The organism is Variovorax sp. LjRoot84 (genome assembly GCF_964254305.1).
Classification (GTDB): domain Bacteria; phylum Pseudomonadota; class Gammaproteobacteria; order Burkholderiales; family Burkholderiaceae_C; genus Variovorax.
The window spans coordinates 2,153,273-2,172,226 of the sequence record NZ_CAXUTE020000001.1 but is presented as its reverse complement, the minus strand read 5'-3'; the positions used below and the strand labels follow the sequence as shown (position 1 = coordinate 2,172,226).

15 protein-coding genes are annotated in these 18,954 nt (G+C 69.3%); 5 read left to right on the top strand and 10 right to left on the bottom strand.

Going from position 1 to position 18,954, the window contains the following annotated elements; translation table 11 throughout:
* Nucleotides 1-18 precede the first annotated feature (18 nt).
* Genes ACSQ9I_RS11230 through ACSQ9I_RS11220 form a run of 3 tightly spaced genes read left to right on the top strand, consistent with a single transcriptional unit; the run spans nucleotide 19 to nucleotide 4,180 of the window.
* The gene (locus ACSQ9I_RS11230; protein ID WP_436313216.1) at nucleotides 19-2,715 is read left to right on the top strand and encodes a circularly permuted type 2 ATP-grasp protein; all 2,697 of its coding nucleotides are present in this window, start codon (nucleotides 19-21) and stop codon (nucleotides 2,713-2,715) included.
* A gap of 2 nt (nucleotides 2,716-2,717) precedes the next feature.
* On the top strand, nucleotides 2,718-3,725 hold the full coding sequence (locus ACSQ9I_RS11225) for a transglutaminase family protein (protein WP_436313215.1): 1,008 nt from the start codon (nucleotides 2,718-2,720) through the stop codon (nucleotides 3,723-3,725).
* Nucleotides 3,722-4,180: a RidA family protein gene (locus ACSQ9I_RS11220; RefSeq protein ID WP_436313214.1), complete on the top strand. Its 459-nt coding sequence runs from the start codon at nucleotides 3,722-3,724 to the stop codon at nucleotides 4,178-4,180. The genes ACSQ9I_RS11225 and ACSQ9I_RS11220 overlap by 4 nt, the downstream gene beginning before the upstream one ends.
* A 26-nt stretch (nucleotides 4,181-4,206) precedes the next feature.
* On the opposite strand, the gene ACSQ9I_RS11215 is transcribed toward ACSQ9I_RS11220, so the two are convergent.
* The 9 genes from ACSQ9I_RS11215 to ACSQ9I_RS11175 form a co-directional block, all read right to left on the bottom strand.
* The gene (locus ACSQ9I_RS11215) at nucleotides 4,207-5,436 is read right to left on the bottom strand and encodes an MFS transporter (protein ID WP_436313213.1); all 1,230 of its coding nucleotides are present in this window, start codon (nucleotides 5,434-5,436) and stop codon (nucleotides 4,207-4,209) included.
* 143 nt (nucleotides 5,437-5,579) lie between these two features.
* Nucleotides 5,580-6,605 (bottom strand): LacI family DNA-binding transcriptional regulator, encoded by a 1,026-nt coding sequence (locus ACSQ9I_RS11210; RefSeq protein WP_436290576.1) that lies wholly within the window; start codon nucleotides 6,603-6,605, stop codon nucleotides 5,580-5,582.
* Nucleotides 6,606-6,619: 14 nt separating this feature from the next.
* Nucleotides 6,620-7,603, bottom strand: coding sequence for a 2-hydroxyacid dehydrogenase (locus tag ACSQ9I_RS11205; protein ID WP_436313212.1), 984 nt, complete (start codon nucleotides 7,601-7,603; stop codon nucleotides 6,620-6,622).
* Nucleotides 7,603-8,553: a sugar kinase gene (locus tag ACSQ9I_RS11200; RefSeq protein ID WP_436313211.1), complete on the bottom strand. Its 951-nt coding sequence runs from the start codon at nucleotides 8,551-8,553 to the stop codon at nucleotides 7,603-7,605. Before ACSQ9I_RS11200 ends, ACSQ9I_RS11205 begins: the two co-directional genes overlap by 1 nt.
* Entirely contained in the window at nucleotides 8,550-9,290 is a 741-nt protein-coding gene (locus ACSQ9I_RS11195; protein WP_436303591.1) for a sugar phosphate isomerase/epimerase family protein, read from the bottom strand. The genes ACSQ9I_RS11200 and ACSQ9I_RS11195 overlap by 4 nt, the downstream gene beginning before the upstream one ends.
* Before the next feature lie 3 nt (nucleotides 9,291-9,293).
* Nucleotides 9,294-10,073, bottom strand: a complete 780-nt coding sequence (locus tag ACSQ9I_RS11190; protein ID WP_436303590.1) for an amino acid ABC transporter ATP-binding protein — start codon at nucleotides 10,071-10,073, stop codon at nucleotides 9,294-9,296.
* Nucleotides 10,074-10,078: 5 nt separating this feature from the next.
* Complete coding sequence (locus ACSQ9I_RS11185) at nucleotides 10,079-10,876, bottom strand: transporter substrate-binding domain-containing protein (protein WP_436313210.1); 798 nt, start codon at nucleotides 10,874-10,876, stop codon at nucleotides 10,079-10,081.
* Between the two features lie 46 nt (nucleotides 10,877-10,922).
* Nucleotides 10,923-11,576, bottom strand: coding sequence for an amino acid ABC transporter permease (locus ACSQ9I_RS11180; protein ID WP_093102599.1), 654 nt, complete (start codon nucleotides 11,574-11,576; stop codon nucleotides 10,923-10,925).
* Nucleotides 11,577-11,581: 5 nt separating this feature from the next.
* Nucleotides 11,582-12,253 (bottom strand): amino acid ABC transporter permease, encoded by a 672-nt coding sequence (locus ACSQ9I_RS11175; RefSeq protein ID WP_093102689.1) that lies wholly within the window; start codon nucleotides 12,251-12,253, stop codon nucleotides 11,582-11,584.
* Nucleotides 12,254-12,387: 134 nt separating this feature from the next.
* On the opposite strand from ACSQ9I_RS11175, the gene ACSQ9I_RS11170 reads away from it, so the two are divergent.
* Nucleotides 12,388-14,091, top strand: a complete 1,704-nt coding sequence (locus tag ACSQ9I_RS11170; RefSeq protein ID WP_436313209.1) for a hypothetical protein — start codon at nucleotides 12,388-12,390, stop codon at nucleotides 14,089-14,091.
* 56 nt (nucleotides 14,092-14,147) lie between these two features.
* On the opposite strand, the gene ACSQ9I_RS11165 is transcribed toward ACSQ9I_RS11170, so the two are convergent.
* Nucleotides 14,148-17,699: a patatin-like phospholipase family protein gene (locus ACSQ9I_RS11165; protein ID WP_436313208.1), complete on the bottom strand. Its 3,552-nt coding sequence runs from the start codon at nucleotides 17,697-17,699 to the stop codon at nucleotides 14,148-14,150.
* A 105-nt stretch (nucleotides 17,700-17,804) separates the two neighbouring features.
* Between ACSQ9I_RS11165 and ACSQ9I_RS11160 the strand changes: the two genes are divergently transcribed.
* A complete protein-coding gene (locus ACSQ9I_RS11160; protein WP_436313207.1) occupies nucleotides 17,805-18,899 on the top strand; it encodes an MBL fold metallo-hydrolase in 1,095 nt (364 codons plus the stop codon).
* Nucleotides 18,900-18,954: the final 55 nt, after the last annotated feature.

Here is an 18,954-nt window from a genome sequence, read left to right as displayed (position 1 = left end):
TGTGACAATCGGCACATCTTGGACCCACTGAACGAATCCCTTTTCGACGCCCAGGCGCTGGAAGCGCCCGCCGAGCTGGCCTCGGCGCTCGCCCCGCCGGCAGCGCCGGGCCACTTCGACGAGCTGCGCGGGGCCGCGACGCCGATCGCGGCCCCGCGCGTTGGCGGGCCCTCCCAGCCGGCGCCGCTGTACGAGGCTTCGTCCGCGCCGCCCGCGGTGCATGCTGAAGAGGCCTCTGCGCGCGAGCGCCCGCCGCTGGCGCCCGCCTGGGCCGATTTCTTCGAGCAGCTGGGCGCCACCGGCTTCAACGACCTGCCGCGGCGCGCGGTCAGCCTCGAGCGGCAGATCCGCGACAACGGCGTCACCTACAACGTGTACGCCGATGCCGACGGCCCGCAGCGCCCTTGGTCGCTCGACCTCTTTCCGCTGATCGTCTCGCCCGAGAGCTGGGCCCAGATCGAGGCCGGCGTGCTGCAGCGCACGCGCCTGCTTGACCGCGTGATGGCCGACGTCTACGGGCCGCAGCAGCTGCTGGCCGAGGGCCTCTTGCCGCCCGCGCTGGTGCATGGCCATCCGGGCTACCTGCGCGCGATGCACGGCGTCAAGCCGCCCGGCGACACCTGGCTGCACATCGCCGCCTTCGACCTGGCGCGCGGACCCGACGGCAACTGGTGGGTGGTGTCGCAGCGCACACAGGCACCCTCGGGCCTGGGCTACCTGCTCGAGAACCGGCTCGCGATCGCGCGCCAGTTTCCGCAGGCCTTCGAAGCGCTGCACGTGCAGCGCCTGGCCGCGACCTACCACGCGATGATGGAAGGCCTGCAGCACATGTGCCCCGCCGGCCAGCCGCCGCACATCGCGCTGCTCACGCCCGGGCCCTACAACGAAACCTATTTCGAGCACGCCTACCTCTCGCGCTACCTCGGCGTCACGCTGGTCGAAGGCAGCGACCTCACGGTGCGCGACCAGCGCCTCTACCTCAAGACGCTGCAGGGCCTGCGGCCGGTGCACGGGCTGATCAAGCGGCTCGACGACCAGTACCTCGACCCGCTCGAACTGCGGCCCGACTCCACGCTCGGCGTGCCGGGCCTGCTGCAGGCGATCCGCGCCGGCAACGTGCTGGTGGCCAACATGCCGGGCTCGGCTTTCCTGGAGTCGCCCGCCCTGCTCGGCTTCCTGCCGGCGCTGGCGCGCCGCCTGATCGGCGAGAAGCTGCGGCTGCCGGCCCTGCCCACCTGGTGGTGCGGCGAACGCGCCGCCATGGAAGCGGTGCTGCCGCAGCTCGACAGCTGCGCGATCAAGTCCACCTACCCCGGCGACGATTCCCACACCAGCTTCGACGCCGTGCTCGGCAGCCGCATGGGACGCCGCGCGCTCGACGAATGGGCCGGGCGCATCGTGCGCCAGGGCGACGAGCACACGGTGCAGAGCTACCTGCCGCTGTCGCAGATGCCGACCTGGACCCAGGACCTCGGCCCCGGCCACATCACGCCGCGCTCGGTGCTGCTGCGGGTGTTCGCGGTGAGCGACGGCGCAAAGTCGTGGCGGGTGCTGCCCGGCGGCCTGGCGCGGCTCGCGGGCGCCGATGCGCAGATCGCCTCGATGCAGCGCGGCGGCAGCAGCGCCGACGTCTGGGTGCAGACCCACGGTGAGGTCGACCGCACCACGCTGCTGCAGTCGCATGCGACGCCGGCCTCGCTCGCGCGACACCGCGCGCCGGTCACCAGCCGCGCGGCAGAGAACATGTTCTGGCTCGGCCGCTACACCGAGCGTGCCGAGAACGCGGTGCGCCTCGCGCGGCTCACGCTCGACCTGCTCGGCGGCGAAGACCAGTCCTCGCCGGCGCTCCTGGCCTGGCTGCATCGCCTGGCGCTGCGCAATGCGCTGGTGCCGCGCGATGTGCCGACCATCCCGAAGTCGCGCCGCGTGTTCGAACGCGCATTGATCGCGGAGCTGGGCGACGTCGAAAAGGGCGGCAGCGTCGGCTACAGCCTGCGCTGCGTGCGCGAGGCCGCGGCCGCGGTGCGCGAGCGACTGTCGCAGGACAACTGGAACCAGATCGTGCGCGCCGAAGCCGAATTCCTGCGCCGCTCCGCCGAGCAGGCCGGCGAAAAGGGCGAAGGCAGCTACGCGAGCGCCGGGGCGCTGCGCATGCTCGAATCGACCAGCGCCGCGCTCGCGGCAATGACCGGCGCCCAGACCGATCGCATGACGCGCGACGACGCCTGGCGGCTGCTCTCGATCGGCCGCCACATCGAGCGGCTCGGCTTTCTCTCCAGTTCGCTGGCGGCCGGTCTCGAGATCGGTTCGGTGCACGAGATGAGCGGCTTCGAGGCCATGGTTGCGCTGTTCGACAGCACCATCACCTTCCACGCGCGCTATCAGCAGCGGCGCGATGTCGCGACCCTGGTCGACCTGCTGGTGCAGGACGGCGACAACCCGCGTTCGCTGGCCTGGGTCACGCAAACGCTGCGCGGCCGCATCGCACGGCTGGCGGGCAGCGCGCCGGGCAAGCTCACCGCCCTCTCGCACGAGCTGCCCGCTCCGGCCACGTGGACACTCGAACATCTCTGCGAAGCCGGCCTCGACGGACGCCATCCCGCGCTCGAGGATGTGCTCGAAAACTGCGAGACCGCGGCCTACCATGTGTCGGACGCCATCGGCATCCGCTACTTCACCCTCACGTCCGAGTCGCTGCGTTCGGTCGGTGCCTGATCATGTTGCTCCACGTCACCCACGAAACGCGTTATGCGTACACGCCGCCGGTCGAGACCGCGCAGCATCTCGCGCACCTGAAGCCGTTGGCCACCGGCTCGCAGCGACTGGTGAGCCATGCGCTGGCGATCAGCCCCGAGCCCGCGCAGCGCGGCGAGTCGCCCGACGTCTACGGCAACACGCGCGCTTTCTTCGCGCTCGATTCGACGCACGAGGAACTGGTGGTCACGGCCGAGAGCGTGGTCGAGACCGGCCCGCCGGTGCTGTCGCCGGCGGCCTCGCTCGAGCTGCCCTGGGAAGAGGTGCGCGAGCGCTTCCGCTACGCCAAGGATCTGCCCTTCGATCCGGCCTCCGAATTCGTCTTCGCTTCGCGCTACGTGCCGCGGCACGACGACTTCGCCGCCTACGCGCGGCCCAGCTTCGCGCCCGGCCGTCCGGTGTTCGACGCGGCCATGGACCTCACGCTGCGCATGTATCGCGACTTCGTCTACGACACCGAGAGCACCGAGATCAGCACGCCGGCGATCGAGGCGCTGGCGCAGCGCCATGGCGTGTGCCAGGACTTCGCCCACATCATGATCGCCTGCTTCCGCACGCTGGGCCTGCCGGCGCGCTACGTGAGCGGCTACCTGTTGACGCAGCCGCCGCCCGGCCGCCCGCGGCTGGTCGGCGCCGATGCCTCGCATGCCTGGGTCTCGGTCTACCTGCCCGGCGCCGACGGACCCGGCGACTGGGCCGAATTCGATCCGACCAACGGCCGCCAACCCGGCGAGGACTACGTGGCGCTGGCCATCGGCCGCGACTATTCCGACGTTTCGCCGATGCGCGGCGTGCTGCACGGCGGCGCGCGCCACACGCTCGACGTCGGCGTCACGGTGCAGCCGCTCGAAGAGCTGCGGGCCGAGGCGCAGCAAGCGGCGCTGTCGCAAGCGCAGACACAAACACAGACGCAATCACAATCGCAATCTCAATCTCAATCGCAATCCCAACAAGACGAGGATCCTTCATGAGTGTTTACGACAAACTTTCCAGCCTCGACATCACGCTGCCGCCGGTCTCGGCCCCCGCCGCCGCCTATGTGCCCTATGTGCAGACCGGCAAGCTGGTGTTCCTCTCCGGCCATATCGCCAAGAAGGACGGCAAGCCCTGGGTCGGCCAACTCGGCGCGACGCTCGGCACCGAAGAAGGCAAGCAGGCTGCGCGCGCGATCGCGATCGACCTGCTCGGCACGCTGCAGGCCGCCATCGGCGACCTGAACAAGGTCAAGCGCATCGTCAAGGTGATGAGCCTGGTCAACTCGGTCGGCACTTTCACCGAGCAGCACCTGGTGACCAATGGCGCCAGCGAATTCTTCGCCGAGGTCTTCGGCCCCGAGAAAGGCGCGCATGCGCGCAGCGCCTTCGGCGTGGCGCAGATCCCGATGGGTGCCTGCGTCGAAATCGAGCTGATCGCGGAAGTCGAGTGACGCCGCGGGAGGCGGCGCCCTCGCCGTCAAGCCGCTGACCGTACCTCCGGCCGCGGCCCGCGGCCCAGCATGGCGACCACGGCCGTGGCCACCAGCACCAGCGCGGCGCTCAGGAGCATGGTGCTCGAGATGCCGTAGCCGTCGACCGTCACGCCACCGATCAGCGCGCCCGACGCGATGGCGACCTGGAATCCGCTCACCAGCAGCGCCTGCCCGGCCTCCTGCGCGTCGGGCACGGCTTCCATCATCCAGGCGGTCAGCGAGACCGGGATCAGACCGAAGGCCACACCCCAAACGACCACCACGGCTGCGCCGGCCACGATCCCGCTGCCGGCCACCGTCGACAGCAGCAGCGCCGCGGCGAGCAGCATCGTCGCCAGCAGCGTGGTGCCGCGCACGCTGCGCGCCACCAGGCTGCCGCCGACGAAGGTGCCGATGAAGCCGGTCGCGCCATAGACCAGCAGCAGCGCCGTCACCGCGCCCGGCGCCAGCCCGAAGGTCTGCTGCAGCAGCGGCGTGAGGTAGGTGTAGGCCGCGAAATGCCCGGCGATCAGGAACAGCACCGCCAGCAATCCGACCTGCGCCATGCGGCGCGTGAGCGGCGTCAGCAGGTCGCGCGGGCGAATGGCGCGCGCCGGCGGCATCGCCGGCAGCAGCCAGATCTGCGCTGCCAGCACGACCGCCGCGAGCAGCCCCGTCACCGCGAAGGCCGCACGCCAGCCAGCGAAGTTGCTGATGAAGGCGCCGGCCGGCACGCCGAACACGGTGGCCGCCGAAACGCCTGCCAGCACGAGCGACATGGCGCGCGCCTTCGAAACATCCGGCACCAGCTGCGTGGCGGCGCCCGGCGCAAAGGTCCAGAAGCCGCCGATGCAAAGGCCGAGCAGGAAACGCGCGACCAGCATGGTCGCGAAGTTCGGCGCGAAGGCGGCCAGCAGGTTGGATGCAACCAGCAGCGCGGAGAGCGCGATCATCACGGTCCGCCGGTCGAGACGGCCCGAGGCGACGATCAGCGCCGGCCCGGCGAAGGCGGCCAGCACGCCCGGCATCGTGACCATGAGGCCGGCCGTGCCGTCGGTGACGTTCATGCCGGCGGCGATGTCCGTCAGCAAGCCGATCGGCAGGAATTCCGTCGTGACCATCGAGAAGGTGCCGACAGCGATGGAGCCGACCGCGAGCCAGGCGGAACGGGGGGTTTCGGTGGTTTCAGAGACGGAGGGCAGCGCATCGGCGCATGAGGTGCAGGGCGCATTCATGGATGGGGAAGCCTTGGAAGGAGCCGCGGCGCGGTGCGTCGAGGCTTGTTGCAGTGCGAGGTGGTGAGTTTGAAGCCGCATCGACGGCGTCAAAGGCCCCCAGGGGAAGTTCTCCGTTTCCCCTTTGCCAACAATCGAAAACGTCAGGCCGAACCCGACGAACCTCGCACAACCAGCTCGCCAGGCAGCAGCAGCTGCCGCGGTGGCCCTTCGAGGCCGCGAAGGCGTTCGATCAGGCAGGTCGCCGCGGCGCGGCCGATGGCGTCGGTGGGTTGCGCGATGGCGCTGAGGCCCGGTCCGATCAAGGGCGCCCATTCTGGATCGTCGAAGCCCACGAAGCCGAGTTCCTCGCCGAAGCGCCAGCCCAGGCGCGCCATGGCCGAGGCCACACGCAAGGTCACGACCGCATTGCCGGCCAGCACCGCCGCACGCCGCCCGCGCTTGGCTCGCTTGTGCAGGGCGCGCAGCGCGGCATCGAGGGCATCGCCGTCGTCGCCGGTGCTCTCGAACACCTGACCCGCGACGCGCGGCTCGTGGGCCGCGATGCAGTCGCCAAAAGCGGCGGTGCGCTCGCGCCGCGAGCTCACGCCCTTCAGCGGCTCGGTGATGTAGAGCAGCTCGCGGTACCCGCCCTCGACGAGGTGGCCGCAGGCGGCCTGCATTGCCGCGGGGTTGTCCAGCGACACGAAGTCGGTGTGCATGCCGGCATGGCGGCGATCCACCAGCACCGCGGGCTTGCCATGCAGCGCGTCGGCATCGATCAGCCCTGCGCCGCGGCCCAGCGTGTTGAGGATGAAGCCGTCCACCTGGTAGCCCGCGAGCGCATCGATGGCCTCGCGCTCGCGGTCGATGTCGTTGCCGAGGTTGAACAGCATGACCAGGTAGCCGGCGTCCTGGCAGGCCTTCTCGGCGCCGCGCAGCACCGCGACCGAATAGGGGTTGGTGATGTCAGCAACGATCAGGCCGATCAGGCGCGAGCGGCCGTGGCTCAGGGCCTGCGCCATCGGGCTCGGCGTGTAAGCCAGCTGGGCGACCGCGGCCTCGACGCGTGCCGCGATGTCGGGGCTCAGCAGGCGCTCGCGGTGGTTGAGAAAGCGCGAGACGGTGGCCTTGGAGACGCCCGCCGCCTTGGCGACGTCTGCAATCGTTGCTTTGGCCGGGCGCTGCATGGGCGGTCGCGCGTTCAAGCGAAGGCCGTGTCGTAGACCGCCGCCGGCCGCTCGCCCGCGAGCGCTTGCAGCAGGTTGGTGGTGGCCAGTTCGGCCATCGCATGCCGCGTCTCGTGCGTGGCGGAGCCGATGTGCGGCAGCGGCGTCACGCGCGGATGGGTGGCGAGCGGCGAATCCACGGGCAGCGGCTCGGTCGCGAACACGTCGAGGCCGGCGGCGCGCAAGCTGCCCTGGTCGAGCGCGGCGAGCAGCGCGTGTTCCTGCACGGTGGCGCCGCGGCCGCCGTTGATGAAGATGGCGCCCGGCTTCATGAGAGCGAACACGCGCTCGTCGATCATGCCGCGCGTGCTGTCCGACAGCGGCAGCATCGCGACCACGAAGTCGGCGCGCGCCAGCAGATCGTCGAGCGACGTGTGCATCGCGCGCCCCAGCAGCTCCGGCGACTGAGCAGCCAGATCGACCGGGCGCCTCGCGTGGTAGAGCACCGGCATGCCGAAGCCCAAAGCGGCACGGCGCGCGATGGCCTGCCCGATGCGGCCGAAGCCCAGCAGGCCCAGCGTCTTGCCGTGCACGTCGAAGCCGAACAGATCCTCGCCGATGTTCCCGGTCCAGCGGCCCTCGCGCACGAGGTTGGAGAGCTCGACCACGCGGCGGCTGGTTGCCATCAGCAGCGCGAACACGGTGTCGGCCACCGTCTCGTCGAGCACGCCGGGCGTGTGGCACAGCATGATGCCGCGCGCATGCAGGGCAGCCAGCGCGTAGTTGTCGACGCCGACCGAAACGCTGGAGATCACTTCGAGCTTGGGCGCGCGTTCGAGCAGCGCATCGTCCACCGGATAGCTCGAACCGATCAGCCCCTGGGCCAGTGGCAGCGCGGCCTCGAAGGCCTCGCGCTCGGCCGCGATGCGCGGATTGGCGACCGTGACCTCGTGCACCGCCTGCAGGCGGGCGAGCTGGTCGTCAGGCAGTTCGCGAAAGACCAACACCTTCTTGCGCATCACAGCCTCGCTTCGTTCAATTGCGCCCGCGTCGGCAGGCCTTCGGTATCGCCCAGCACCTGCACGGCGCGGGCGCCGATCCAGGCAGCGCGGCGCACCGCCTCGGGCACCGTCCTGCCTTCCAGCAGCGCACTGACCACGCCGACCGCGAAGCCGTCGCCGGCGCCCACGGTATCGATCACCTGCGCCACCGGGAAGCCGTCGATACGCCCGGTGCCGGCCACATCGCCGTCATAGTAGGCGCCCTCGGCGCCGAGCTTGACCACCACCAGCTTCGCGCCGAGCCCGCGATAGAAATGCGCCACGCCCTCGGGCGTCGTCTCGCCGGTGAGCAGCAGGCCCTCTTCCATGCCGGGCAGCACCCAGTCGGCGCGGGCCGCGAGGTCGTTGATCGAACGCCGCATCACCTCGGTCGACGCCCACAGCGTGGGCCGCAGGTTGGGATCGAAGGAGATCGTGCGGCCGGCCGCGCGCATCACCTCCATGCTCTTGATCGCGGCCTGCAGGCTGGTGTCGGAGATGGCCGCGAACACGCCGGTCGCATGCAGGTGCCGCGCGGAGCGCAGCCAGGCCTCGTCAACATCGGCCGGGCCCATGTGGCTCGCGGCCGAACCCTTGCGGTGGTATTCCACCGGCGGGTCGCTGCCATCGGTCACGCGGCCCTTGAACTGGAAGCCGGTGCGCTGCGTCGGGTCGCTGATCACGTGCGAGCAATCGATGCCTTCGCCCTGCATGGTGGCGAGCAGCGCGCGGCCCATCGAATCGGTGCCGAGCCGGCTGGCCCAGCCGACCTTGAGGCCCAAACGCGCGAGGCCGATCGCGACATTGGTTTCGGCACCGGCCGTGCGCTTGTGGAAGGCGGTGGCGTTCTCGATCGGGCCAGGCTGGTCGGCCACCAGCAAGAGCATGGCCTCGCCGAAGAGCGCGACGTCGAAGGCAGGGTTTGTCATGTTCGCAATGCTCGGATATGCGCAACCTGGTCGCGCGTGATGGCGAGCAAATCGTCGCCGATCAGAGGGTATTCGATTGCGTGCGGCACCTCGGCCGGCAAGGCGCGCAGCACGGCGCGCCAGGGCGCGGCGGATTCGGCCAGCGGCACCGCGACCCATTTGGCCGGCAGGCGCTGAACCCCCTTGCAATGCACGTAGCGCACGCGCGGGGCCAGCGCCTGGGCCGCCTGCAGCGGGCATTCGCCGATCCAGTGCCAGTTGCCCATGTCGAAGGTCATGCCGAGATCGAGCCCGGCATGGTCGGCCGCATCGAAGAAGCTTTGCAGCGCGGGCAGCGTGCCGGCCGACACGGTCTGGTCGTTCTCGATCACGAGTTCGATCGGCGTCTCGGCAAGCCGCGAGCGCAGGCCGGCCAGCGCGCCGTGCGAGGACGCGCGAAAGTCGCCGATGGCCATCTTGAGCCGGCGCGCGCCCAGCATGGTCGCGGCGGCGAGGCCGCGCGCGAGTGCAGCGCTGTCGAGCAAGCCACCCTCGGCCCAGAGACCTTCGGGACTGGAGTAGACCGAAGCAAGGCCCGCGAGCGCAGGCAGTTCGGCCGCAGGATCGCGCAGCAATTCGCCGCGCACCTCGACGCTGTCGGCGCCGGCCGCCATGGCCAGTTGCGCACACCACAGCTGGCCGTGCCGCCCCACCTCGGCCGCGCCGAAGGACGACAGAGAGATCAGTACTTGAGGCATCGCTCAGTGTGCTTGATGCGAGCTGAGAATTTGGCCGAGGAATTGGCGCGTCTTCTCGTGCTTCGGGCTGCCGAAGAACTCGCCCGGCGGCGCCTGTTCGACGATCTTGCCGTCGGCCATGAAGATCACGCGGTCGGCCACGCTGCGCGCAAAGCCCATCTCGTGCGTGACGCACAGCATGGTCATGCCGTCCTCGGCCAGGCCGATCATGGTGTCGAGCACTTCCTTGACCATCTCGGGATCCAGCGCCGAAGTGGGCTCGTCGAACAGCATGATCTTGGGCGACATGCACAGCGCACGCGCGATCGCCACGCGCTGCTGCTGGCCGCCGGACAGCTGGCTCGGGTACTTGTGCGCCTGCTCGGGAATGCGCACGCGCGTGAGGTACTTCATCGCCACCTCCTCGGCCTCTTCCTTGCTCATGCCGCGCGAGCGCATCGGCGCCAGCGTGCAGTTCTGCAGGATCGTGAGGTGCGGGAACAGGTTGAACTGCTGGAACACCATGCCGACCTCGGCGCGCACCGCGTCGACGTTCTTGCCGCCGGCGGTGAGCTCGATGCCGTCGACCACGATCTTGCCCTTCTGCACCGTCTCTAGCCGGTTGATGCAGCGGATCAACGTCGACTTGCCCGAACCCGAGGGCCCGCAGATCACGATGCGTTCGCCGGTGCGCACCGAAAGATCGATGTCGGTCAGCACCTGGAAAGTGCCGTACCACTTGTTCACCGCCTCGAGCCGGATGATCGATTCCGTGCCGGCGTGGGTCGTGACTGCGTCCGTCATGGGGCTTAGTTCAATTTCGGCAGATCGGTCTGGAGCCACTTGTTGTAAAGCTTGTTGAGCTCGCCGTTGGCCGTGTTCTTCTGCACGAACTCGTTCACGTTCTTCAGCAGGTCGTCCTGGCCCGGGCGCATCGCCACCGCCATGGCCTGCTGCACCAGCGTGAACTTGTTTTCGAAGGTCTTGGGCGGCACCCGCTTGGCGATCTGCGCCGCCACCGTGACGGAGCAGCCGATCGCATCGACCTGGCCCGACATCAGCGCCTGCATGGCCGAGGCGTCGTCGTCGAAGCGGCGGATCTCGGTGCCCTCGGGCGCGGCCTTGGTCACCGCCACGTCCTGCGTGCTGGCGCGGGCTACGCCCACGCGCTGGCCCTTCAGGTCGGCCGCGCTCTTGATGTTGGCGCCGGTCTTGCCGTAGAGCACGATGGTCGCGGCCGCGTAGGGCTGCGAGAACTGCACCTGCTTGGCACGTTCGGGCGTCACGGCCAGCGAGGCGACCAGCAGGTCGACCTTGTTGGTGAGCAGGAAGGGAATGCGGTTCGGGCCGGTGACCGGCACGATGTTGGCTTTCACGCCCCAGTCTTTGGCCAGCAGCTTGGCGACGTCGGCGTCGTAGCCGTCGGGTTCGTTCTTGGCATTGGTCGTGCCGTAGGGCGGGAAGTCGACCAGCATGCCGATCGTGATCTCGCCCTTCTTCTTGATGTCAGCCATGGTCTGGGCCGATGCGAAGGGTGCGAAGGCGGTCAGTGCGGCGCCGAGGCCGAGCGCTGCGACGGCCGCACGGCGGGTGGTGAAGAAGGTCATGTCGAAGTCTCCTGGGTTGAGGACAGAAACGAAAAGAGAAACAAGCTCAGCGCGCGAGCGCCCGGGCGCGCCGGCGTTCCATGCGCGCGGCCGCCAGCGACAGCGGCCAGCAGATGACGAAGTAGATCGCCGCCACTGTCGTGAACACGTAGAGCGGCTGGAAGGTCGCGTTGTTGATGATCTGGCCGGCGCGCGTGATCTCGGTGAAGCCGATGATCGCGGCCAGCGAAGTGCCCTTGATGATCTGCACCACGTAGCCCACGGTCGGCGGCAACGCGATCTTGAAGGCCTGCGGCAGCACCACGTCGCGCATGCGGCTCGCGTAGCCGAGGTTGAGCGCCTGTGCTGCCTCCCACTGGCCGCGCGGAATGGCCTCGATGCAGCCGCGCCAGATCTCGCCGAGGAAGGCCGCGCTGTTGAGGACGAGCGCCACGCCGGCCGCGATCCACGGGTTGATATCGAAGCCGAGCACCGGCGCGCCGAAGAAGATCAGGAAGAGCTGCAGCAACAGCGGCGTGCCCTGGAAGATCTGGATGAAGCCGGTGGAAAGAAGACGCGCGGTCTTGCTGTCCGAGGTGCGGGCCAGCGCGATCACGAGCCCGAGGATGGCGCCGCCTACGAAGGCGATCAGCGACAGCGCCAGCGTCCACTTGGCCGCCTCGAGGATGAACAGGAACTCTGGATAACCGAAGGTACGCATGGTGGTCAGCGCCGATCCGGATAGTTGAGGGTGCGCCGGTAAATCAGCTTGAACAGCGCCGAGAACGCGAGCGCCAGCGCCAGGTAGATGGCGGCGACCACGATGTAGATCTCGAAGCTGCGGAAGGTCTGCGACTGCAGGTTGGCGGCGACCGAGGTCAGGTCGTCGGCCGAGATCACCGACACCACCGCCGAGCTCAGCATCAGCAAAATGAACTGGCTGGTGAGCGCGGGGTAGATGGCCTTGAGCGCCGGCTTGATGATGACGAAGCGGAAGATTTCCCAGGGCTTGAGGTTGAGCGCCCTGCCCGCCTCGATCTGGCCCTTGGGAATCGACTCGATGCCGGCGCGGACGATCTCGGCCGCATAGGCGCCGAGGTTCACCACCATCGCGGTGAGCGCCGCCGTGTAGGGCGACCAGCGCAACCCGATGGCCGGCAGCGCGAAGAAAAAGAAGAACAGCTGCACCAGGAAGGGCGTGTTGCGGATCACCTCGATGTACGCGTTCACGATGAAGCGCAGCCAGCCCGGCCCCGAGGTCTTGCCCCAGGCGCAGAAGATGGCCACCACCAGGCCCAGCAGCGTGGCGACGAGCGAGAGCTGGATGGTGATCCAGGTGCCTTTCAAGAGCAGCGGCCACGCGGCAAAGACAGCGTCGAACTGGAATTGGTAGTTCACGGGGGAGACAGGTTCGGGATGGTGCATCCCGCTCTGGAGACAAGACTTCGATGCGAGGGAACGAAGTGTATGAAACCGGTTTCAGCATCACATCAGGGATTTCCCCTAGTCGGCCTTCTGCCTACACTCGCACGATGCTGACCACCACCCTGCCGGACACCGCGACACGGGGCGAAAGTGCGGGCGCCGCGCCCACCGTGCGCCATCTGCGCCAGGCCCTGTTGTGGCCCCTGCGGCTGATGCCGACGACGCAGCCCCGCCACGCGCACCGCAGCCCCTGGGACGTGCTGCACGAGCTCGGCGACGCTTCTCCCTGGCGCGAGGAGATCGACGAGTACACGGGCGACAGCGAGCGCTTCCACGAGCGCCACTACAACGAGTTCGTGAGCTTCCTTCCCTACGTGCAGCGCTTCCTCTACGGCGAAGGCCGCGCGCGGCGCCAGTCCGGGGGCCCCGACGGCGGCGACTCGCCGATGCGCATCTTCCGCCGGCGCGACATCGCCGCCGTGCGCGTGGTGGCCCGGCCCGGCGATGCGCCCGTCGTGCTGCAGGTGGTGCATGTCGACCTGTACTTCTTCTACGACGTCGACGTGGTGCTGCTCAACATGGAGGTCGGCGCCGACGACCTGAGCCTGCCGCTGGCGCAGGAAATCCTCTACCGCTTCGGCCGCGCCTATCCCGGCGGCTGGGATGCCCAGGGCGCTGCGCTGCATTGCATGCACAGCGTCGAGTGGCTGGGCAGCGACGGCAGCGTGCTTTCGAGTTCCGACGTGCAGAACCGCGAGGCCTTTCTCTCGCACGTGGCCGAGCACCGCGCGCCGCGCATTGCCGCGCACTGGGCCTGGCTGATGCAGCCGCTGGTGAGCGACCATTCGGAGCAGCCGGGCGAGCTGCGCTTCCGCCAGCTCGAGTACTACCGCATGCCGGTGATGGCCTACCTCTCGCTCGACGACCCGCGCCGGCTCTCGCGCAACGACTTCGTCCGCCTGGCTCTGGTCACGGGCGCGGCCGAGCCTGCGGTCGGCGGCGCCGGCCCCCTGCCCTATGCCGAAGAGCACGTGGCCGACTTCGAGCAGAAATACTGCTACGACCGCTTCTGGGTCGATGCCGGCGCCGCGCCCAACACGCGCTACATGTGCAACGGCCGCGCGCTCATCGTGGTCGGCGACGCGCACTCCGAATACTTCTGCTGCCGCGACCGCGGCGTGCTGGCGCAGTTCCGGCACCAGCACTTCCTGCTGTTCCTGATTGCGCATTTCCAGAAGGCCGCGCTGCTGATGTTCTCCGATCGCCTGGTCGAGGCGCTGCGCATGCTCAACATACACGACGTGGCCAGCGTCAAGCGTTTCAAGCGCGCGATCCGCACAAGCTTCGAGGGCTTTCTTCGCTTCACGCACCGCTACTGGTTCCACGAGATCTCGGAACAGGCGCAGGTGCGCGCGCTGTCGCACCTGTGCACCACGCACCTCGGGCTCGATCCGCTCTACGAGGAGGTCAAGGTGCGCATCGCCGACATGAACACGTATCTCGACGCCGACAGCCTGCGCCGCCAGGCCAACACGGTGGTGCGGCTCACGGTGGTCACGCTGTTCGGCCTGATCGGCACCATCACCACCGGCTTCCTCGGCATGAACCTGCTGGCCGAGGCCGAGGCGCCGCTGGCACGCAAACTGGTGTGGTTTGCCGTGGTGGGCGTGCTGACCACCTGCCTCACGGTCTACACCATGGTCAAGTCGAAGCGGCTGTCGGACTTTCTGGATGCGCTCTCGGACGAGCGCCATACCTTCCGCACCAAGCTGGCGGTGCTGATGCGGGTCTGGCGGCCGGGGTCGGACTAGGGCCTGTTAACAGGCCCTAAGCTCGGAGCGAATGTTCCGCTGCACGACGGGTTTCATCAGCCCGCCGACGCGTCCTTGCTCCGCGGCAGCCACACCTCGATCGCGCCGGGCGCCGCCTTGATCGAGCGCGGCAGCAGCTTGATGACCCAGGGCTGGCCGGTCGGCGAGGCGGCGGTCTGGACCAGGGCCTGCGCGCAGGCGCGCGCCGTCTCGTCGCGGATGATCACGCTGGGCTCGGGATGGCCGGTGGGCGGCGAGCGTCCGGCCCGGCGCGAGGTGCTGAGCACGTCCTCCATCGGCGGCACCGAAGCGCCCAGCGCGCGCCAGGGTCCGCGCCACGCGCGGGCCTTGTCGCGCAGCGCGGAGCCGTAGGTCTGGATGTAGACCACGGTGTCGTTGCACACGCCGGCCGGCGGCGGCGCGACCGCGGCGGGCGCGGGAGGCGTGCCGTTCGCCGGCGCTTCGCCGTTCTGGGCTGGCCGCGGCATGTAGGGCGGCTGCGCCCCCTGCACGACTGGCGGCGGCGCGGCGGCGACCTGCACGTCGGGCGGCCCGGTGAGCCGATCGCGCAGCCACACCACCACCGGCCAGGGCTCAGGCAAGGTGCCGCTGCAGTTCTGCTTGGAACCCGTCTGCCCGGAGTAGTCGCGCGCCCAGTAGCGCGGCGCGCACGCCGGCGCCTGCGTCGGCTGCAGGCAGTCGATGCCGTTGCCGGGGTCGAGCAGACGCGCGCAGGCCGGCGTGCGCTGCTCGGGCGCTTCGTTGGTGCAGGCCTGTTTGGCATCGTCGACGATGCGCACCGAGAGCCGGAACTTCGCCATGAAGTTCTCGCTGCCGTCGCGGCACAGCAGATCGCCGGTGCGCAGCAGCTCGGCGGCCAGCAGCGCCGGCGCTTCGCTGGTCGTGGCGGCGCCGGCGCGCAGGCGGGCCCAGAGTTCGGTGAGGTCCTTGAATGCGCTGTTCTCGGCCTTCTGCGTCTCGGCACGCTGCACGCGCCAGCTGTCGATGCCCTGCCAGGCCGCGACGCCGAAGGTGGCGGCCGTGCCGAGCCCGACCGATGCGGTCACGGCGCCGGCCTTCATCACGCGGGCCTGCAGCCGGCTCATCGCGCCGGCCGTGGGGGCGGCGGCGCCGTCCTTGTCGTCGCTGGCGTCAGCCGCGCGCGCCGCCGGCTGCGCCTGGCCGTCGTCGGGCACGAAGAGCCCGGGCGCGCCCATCGCCACCTGGTCGAGCATCTCGCCTTCGAGGCGCGAGCCGATCTCGGCGCCGAGCCGGAAGTAGCTCTCCCATTGGGCCTCGTCGAAGAACTGGTCGGTGGTCGGCTGCTGCGGAAAGAGCGGATTGGCAGCCTTGAAATTCACCAGGTCGACCGGCAGCGCCGCCGAGACGTTGGGCTTGACCAGCACGATCTGCCCCGTCGCGCCGCTCGCATAGCGCACCTGCGCCAGCGCCAGGCAGGCCTGGCTGTGGGGCGAGGCAAGATCGTTGAGCGAGCCGAAGGCGCCCAGGTGCGCCCAGTCGGCGCCGGGCCGCGGCTTCATGAAGGTGATCTCGGCGTTGAGGTCGATGCGGGCGCGCCGGATCAGGATCTCGAGGTCGCAGAAGCGGTACTCCGGATCGGCGCCGCAATCCGCGATCACGATCAGCGAGGCCTGCTGCCGCAGCAGCGCGTAGGCGCCAGTGTTCTCGAAATGGCCGCCGTCGCTCAGGTACCAGTTGGCCGAGCTGCTGCCGGGAAAGGCGCCGAAGCATTCGAGCAGCATGAAGCGCGTCTTCATCAGGAGCGGGCTGGCATGCACGGCGGCGCCGCGCTGCACGATGCCGGCTTCGGCGCTGTTCCACCAGTAGCCGAGCCTGAGGCCCGCGAACACCGACAGCGCCGCGATGCCGCGCTTGGTGAGCCGGCCGAGCCCGGGCGCGAAGGCCGCGCCCGAGATCGCCGTCCATGCGCCAAGCGTGAGCGCGCCGTCGCCATGCGCCTGCGCCCAGTTGGCGCCGCCGGCCTGCATCCAGCCCAGCGGGCCGATCGTGAGCGGCTGGCTCTTGCGGTCGCGGTTGAACAGGCGCTGCTTGGGGTCGTGCGTCTGGTTGATGCAGACGTTGGCCAGGTGCACCGGTCCGCCATGCAGGTGCGGCGCATAGCGAAGCTGCGAGATGTCGTCGCGCGCATCGACCTCGCCGACCGGCACCCGCGGCGGCTCGAGGCCCGAGACCGCGTCCGTCGGGCTGGCGCCCAGGCGCTTGGCGTTGGCGGCGCCGAGGTAGCCGCGCACGATGCGCGCCTTGTAGAACATGTGCAGCGAGGAGACGTTGAGAAAGCCGAAGTTGCGCCCGGTGACCAGCGCATAGCTGCCGACGATCACGGCGATGGTGCCGAGCCAGACCCAGCCGCGCGAGAAGTCCAGCCCCTCGGGCGTGAACACCGGCAGCAGCACCACCGAATAGACCACGCCGACCCACCAGGCCGCGAGGCAGAAGGCCAGCAGCAGGCCGAACAGGCTGGCGAGCGTCAGCATCAGCGTCTTGCCGATGCCGGGCGCCTGGCGCTTCTGCGACAACAGCATCGGCAGCACGCCGCGCAGCGCCGCTGCCACGATCAGCAGCGCCGCGCCGTAGGAAGCACGCTCCCGCTGGGTTTCGGCCGCGAGCCACCAGGCGCTGCGGTCGAGCAGGCCCAGCATCACGATCAGCAATGCCGAGTTGATCACCGCGGCGAGCCCCTCCGTCAGCTCGTTGCGCAGCTGCGCCGGCGTGCGCTTGCTGCTGCGCCACAGCACCCACAGCAGCGCGACCACCCAGCACAGCGCGAAGGCCACGAAGGTGGGCGCGAGCCAGAGCGGCCCGCTGTAGTGCCGCACCAGCCGCGGCCCGATCCAGCAGGCGCCGGCGCCGAGCGCGCACCACATCGCCACCTGCAGCAGCATCGACGAGGTGGACGGCTTGTCGCGCACCGACCAGTAGGCGCAGGCCAGCACCACCGATGCGATGAAGGGACCGACCAGCGTGAACCACAGCGTGGGCCACTGCGTCGACCATTGCACCAGCAGGCGCACCGACTGCACGCTTGCGAGATCGGTCACGCCGGCCTGCGCGTCCGAGGGCAGGCTGTTGAGGTCCACGGCACGGAACACCGTGTCCCACAGCAGCAGGTTGATGGCGGCCAGCACCATGCCGATCAGGCCGGCGGCGATCGCGATCTCGATATGCGTGCCCAGCAGGTTGCGCAGGTAGAGCGCGCTGGCGAACAGCGTGTCGCGCAGCCCGCCCGGAATGAGGTAGCGGCCGTTGCTGCGCAGCCACCAGCCGAAGCGCGCGCGATCGACGTCGCCGAGCGCGCGCTCGATGTCGCGCACCTCGTCGGCCGATTTCGCTTCGGTACAGAGCCGGCCCAGGGTGGCGCCGATGTAGCCGCCGCCCGAGACGGTCGAGACCAGGTCGAACTTGAGCAGTTGCCGGCGCGAGGCCAGCGCCTTCATCAGTCCGAGGCAGAAGGTGGCGCTGCGGATGCCGCCGCCCGACAGGGCCAGGCCCCAGGGCCTGCGGCCGTCGTCGACGCCCGCCAGCGCCTTGCGGCGCGTTGCCACCAGCTCTTGGATGGTGTCGTCCATGCGGCTCCTCGTCGTTCCGCGTGGAATATTTCACGCTTGGCGAGGGGTATCAATGCCGCAAATGGTCTATGCCGGAATGCAAGTCATTTGGTTAAGCTCGCGGCGATGACAGCCGACACCCTCTGCAGAGGCCTTCTCCTGGCCGCGGCCTGCGGCCTCATGGCCGCTTGCGCCAGCACCTCCACCGGCGCCTGCGAAACGCCCTATGCGGCATCGCCGCAGTTCAATGGCTGCAGCTTTCAGAATCCGCCGAATCCGCAGGCCCTGCCCTCCGCGAGCCCGTGGAAGATCTGGTCGCGCTTCATCGCGGGCACCAAGAACGGCACCGTGCCGGTCGACCCGATTCCCGTGCGCGCCGTCACCACCGCGCAACTCGACGCCCTGGATCCGCAGGGCACCCATGTGATCCGCCTCGGCCACTCCTCCCACCTGCTCAAGTTGCGCGGCAAGTACTGGCTGATCGACCCGGTGTTCAGCGAGCGCAGTTCGCCCTTCCAGTGGATCGGGCCCCGGCGCTTCCACCAGCCGCCGCTCACGCTCGAGCAGCTGCCGCCGATCGAGGGGCTGATCCTCTCGCACGACCACTACGACCACCTCGACGTGGCGACCATCGAGTACCTGGCGCAGCGCGTGCAGCGCTATTTCGTGCCGCTGGGCGTGCGCGCTCGCGTGATCGAGATGGGCGTGCCGGCCGAGCGCGTGGCCGAGTTCGACTGGTGGCAGGCCGCGGAGCACGACGGCGTCGGCCTCACGGCGACGCCGGCGCAGCATTTCTCGGGCCGCACGCTGAACGACCGCAACAAGACGCTGTGGGCCTCCTGGGTCATCCAGAGCGGTGGCGAGCGCATCTTCTACAGCGGCGACTCGGGCTACTTCCCCGGCTTCAGGCAGATCGGCGAGCGCTTCGGCGGCTTCGACCTGGCCTTGATGGAAAACGGCGCCTACGACAGCTACTGGCCTTCGGTGCACATGACGCCCGAACAGAGCGTGCAGGCCTTCCAGGACCTGCGCGGCAAGATGCTCTACGTGGTGCACAACAGCACCTTCGACCTGGCCTTCCACACCTGGCGCGACCCGCTGGACCGCATTGCCGACCTCTCGCAGGCGAAGAAGATCGAGCTTGCGACGCCGGAGATCGGCGAGGTGCTGACGGTGGGACGGCCGCGCACGAACGTGCGCTGGTGGGAAAGCCTGAGGTAGGCCCCATCCCAAACCGTTCGTGCTGAGCTCGGCCTGTCCTGGGCCGGTCGAAGGT

What these genes read in the sequence shown, in the direction of transcription:
- ACSQ9I_RS11165 (WP_436313208.1), bottom strand. Translation starts at nt 17,699, where the DNA reads ATGGACGACACCATCCAAGAGCTGGTGGCAACGCGCCGCAAGGCGCTG.
- ACSQ9I_RS11160 (WP_436313207.1), top strand. Translation starts at nt 17,805, where the DNA reads ATGACAGCCGACACCCTCTGCAGAGGCCTTCTCCTGGCCGCGGCCTGC.
- ACSQ9I_RS11225 (WP_436313215.1), top strand. Translation starts at nt 2,718, where the DNA reads ATGTTGCTCCACGTCACCCACGAAACGCGTTATGCGTACACGCCGCCG.
- ACSQ9I_RS11220 (WP_436313214.1), top strand. Translation starts at nt 3,722, where the DNA reads ATGAGTGTTTACGACAAACTTTCCAGCCTCGACATCACGCTGCCGCCG.
- ACSQ9I_RS11200 (WP_436313211.1), bottom strand. Translation starts at nt 8,553, where the DNA reads ATGACAAACCCTGCCTTCGACGTCGCGCTCTTCGGCGAGGCCATGCTC.
- ACSQ9I_RS11190 (WP_436303590.1), bottom strand. Translation starts at nt 10,073, where the DNA reads ATGACGGACGCAGTCACGACCCACGCCGGCACGGAATCGATCATCCGG.
- ACSQ9I_RS11205 (WP_436313212.1), bottom strand. Translation starts at nt 7,603, where the DNA reads ATGCGCAAGAAGGTGTTGGTCTTTCGCGAACTGCCTGACGACCAGCTC.
- ACSQ9I_RS11195 (WP_436303591.1), bottom strand. Translation starts at nt 9,290, where the DNA reads ATGCCTCAAGTACTGATCTCTCTGTCGTCCTTCGGCGCGGCCGAGGTG.
- ACSQ9I_RS11170 (WP_436313209.1), top strand. Translation starts at nt 12,388, where the DNA reads ATGCTGACCACCACCCTGCCGGACACCGCGACACGGGGCGAAAGTGCG.
- ACSQ9I_RS11180 (WP_093102599.1), bottom strand. Translation starts at nt 11,576, where the DNA reads ATGCGTACCTTCGGTTATCCAGAGTTCCTGTTCATCCTCGAGGCGGCC.
- ACSQ9I_RS11185 (WP_436313210.1), bottom strand. Translation starts at nt 10,876, where the DNA reads ATGACCTTCTTCACCACCCGCCGTGCGGCCGTCGCAGCGCTCGGCCTC.
- ACSQ9I_RS11210 (WP_436290576.1), bottom strand. Translation starts at nt 6,605, where the DNA reads ATGCAGCGCCCGGCCAAAGCAACGATTGCAGACGTCGCCAAGGCGGCG.
- ACSQ9I_RS11215 (WP_436313213.1), bottom strand. Translation starts at nt 5,436, where the DNA reads ATGAATGCGCCCTGCACCTCATGCGCCGATGCGCTGCCCTCCGTCTCT.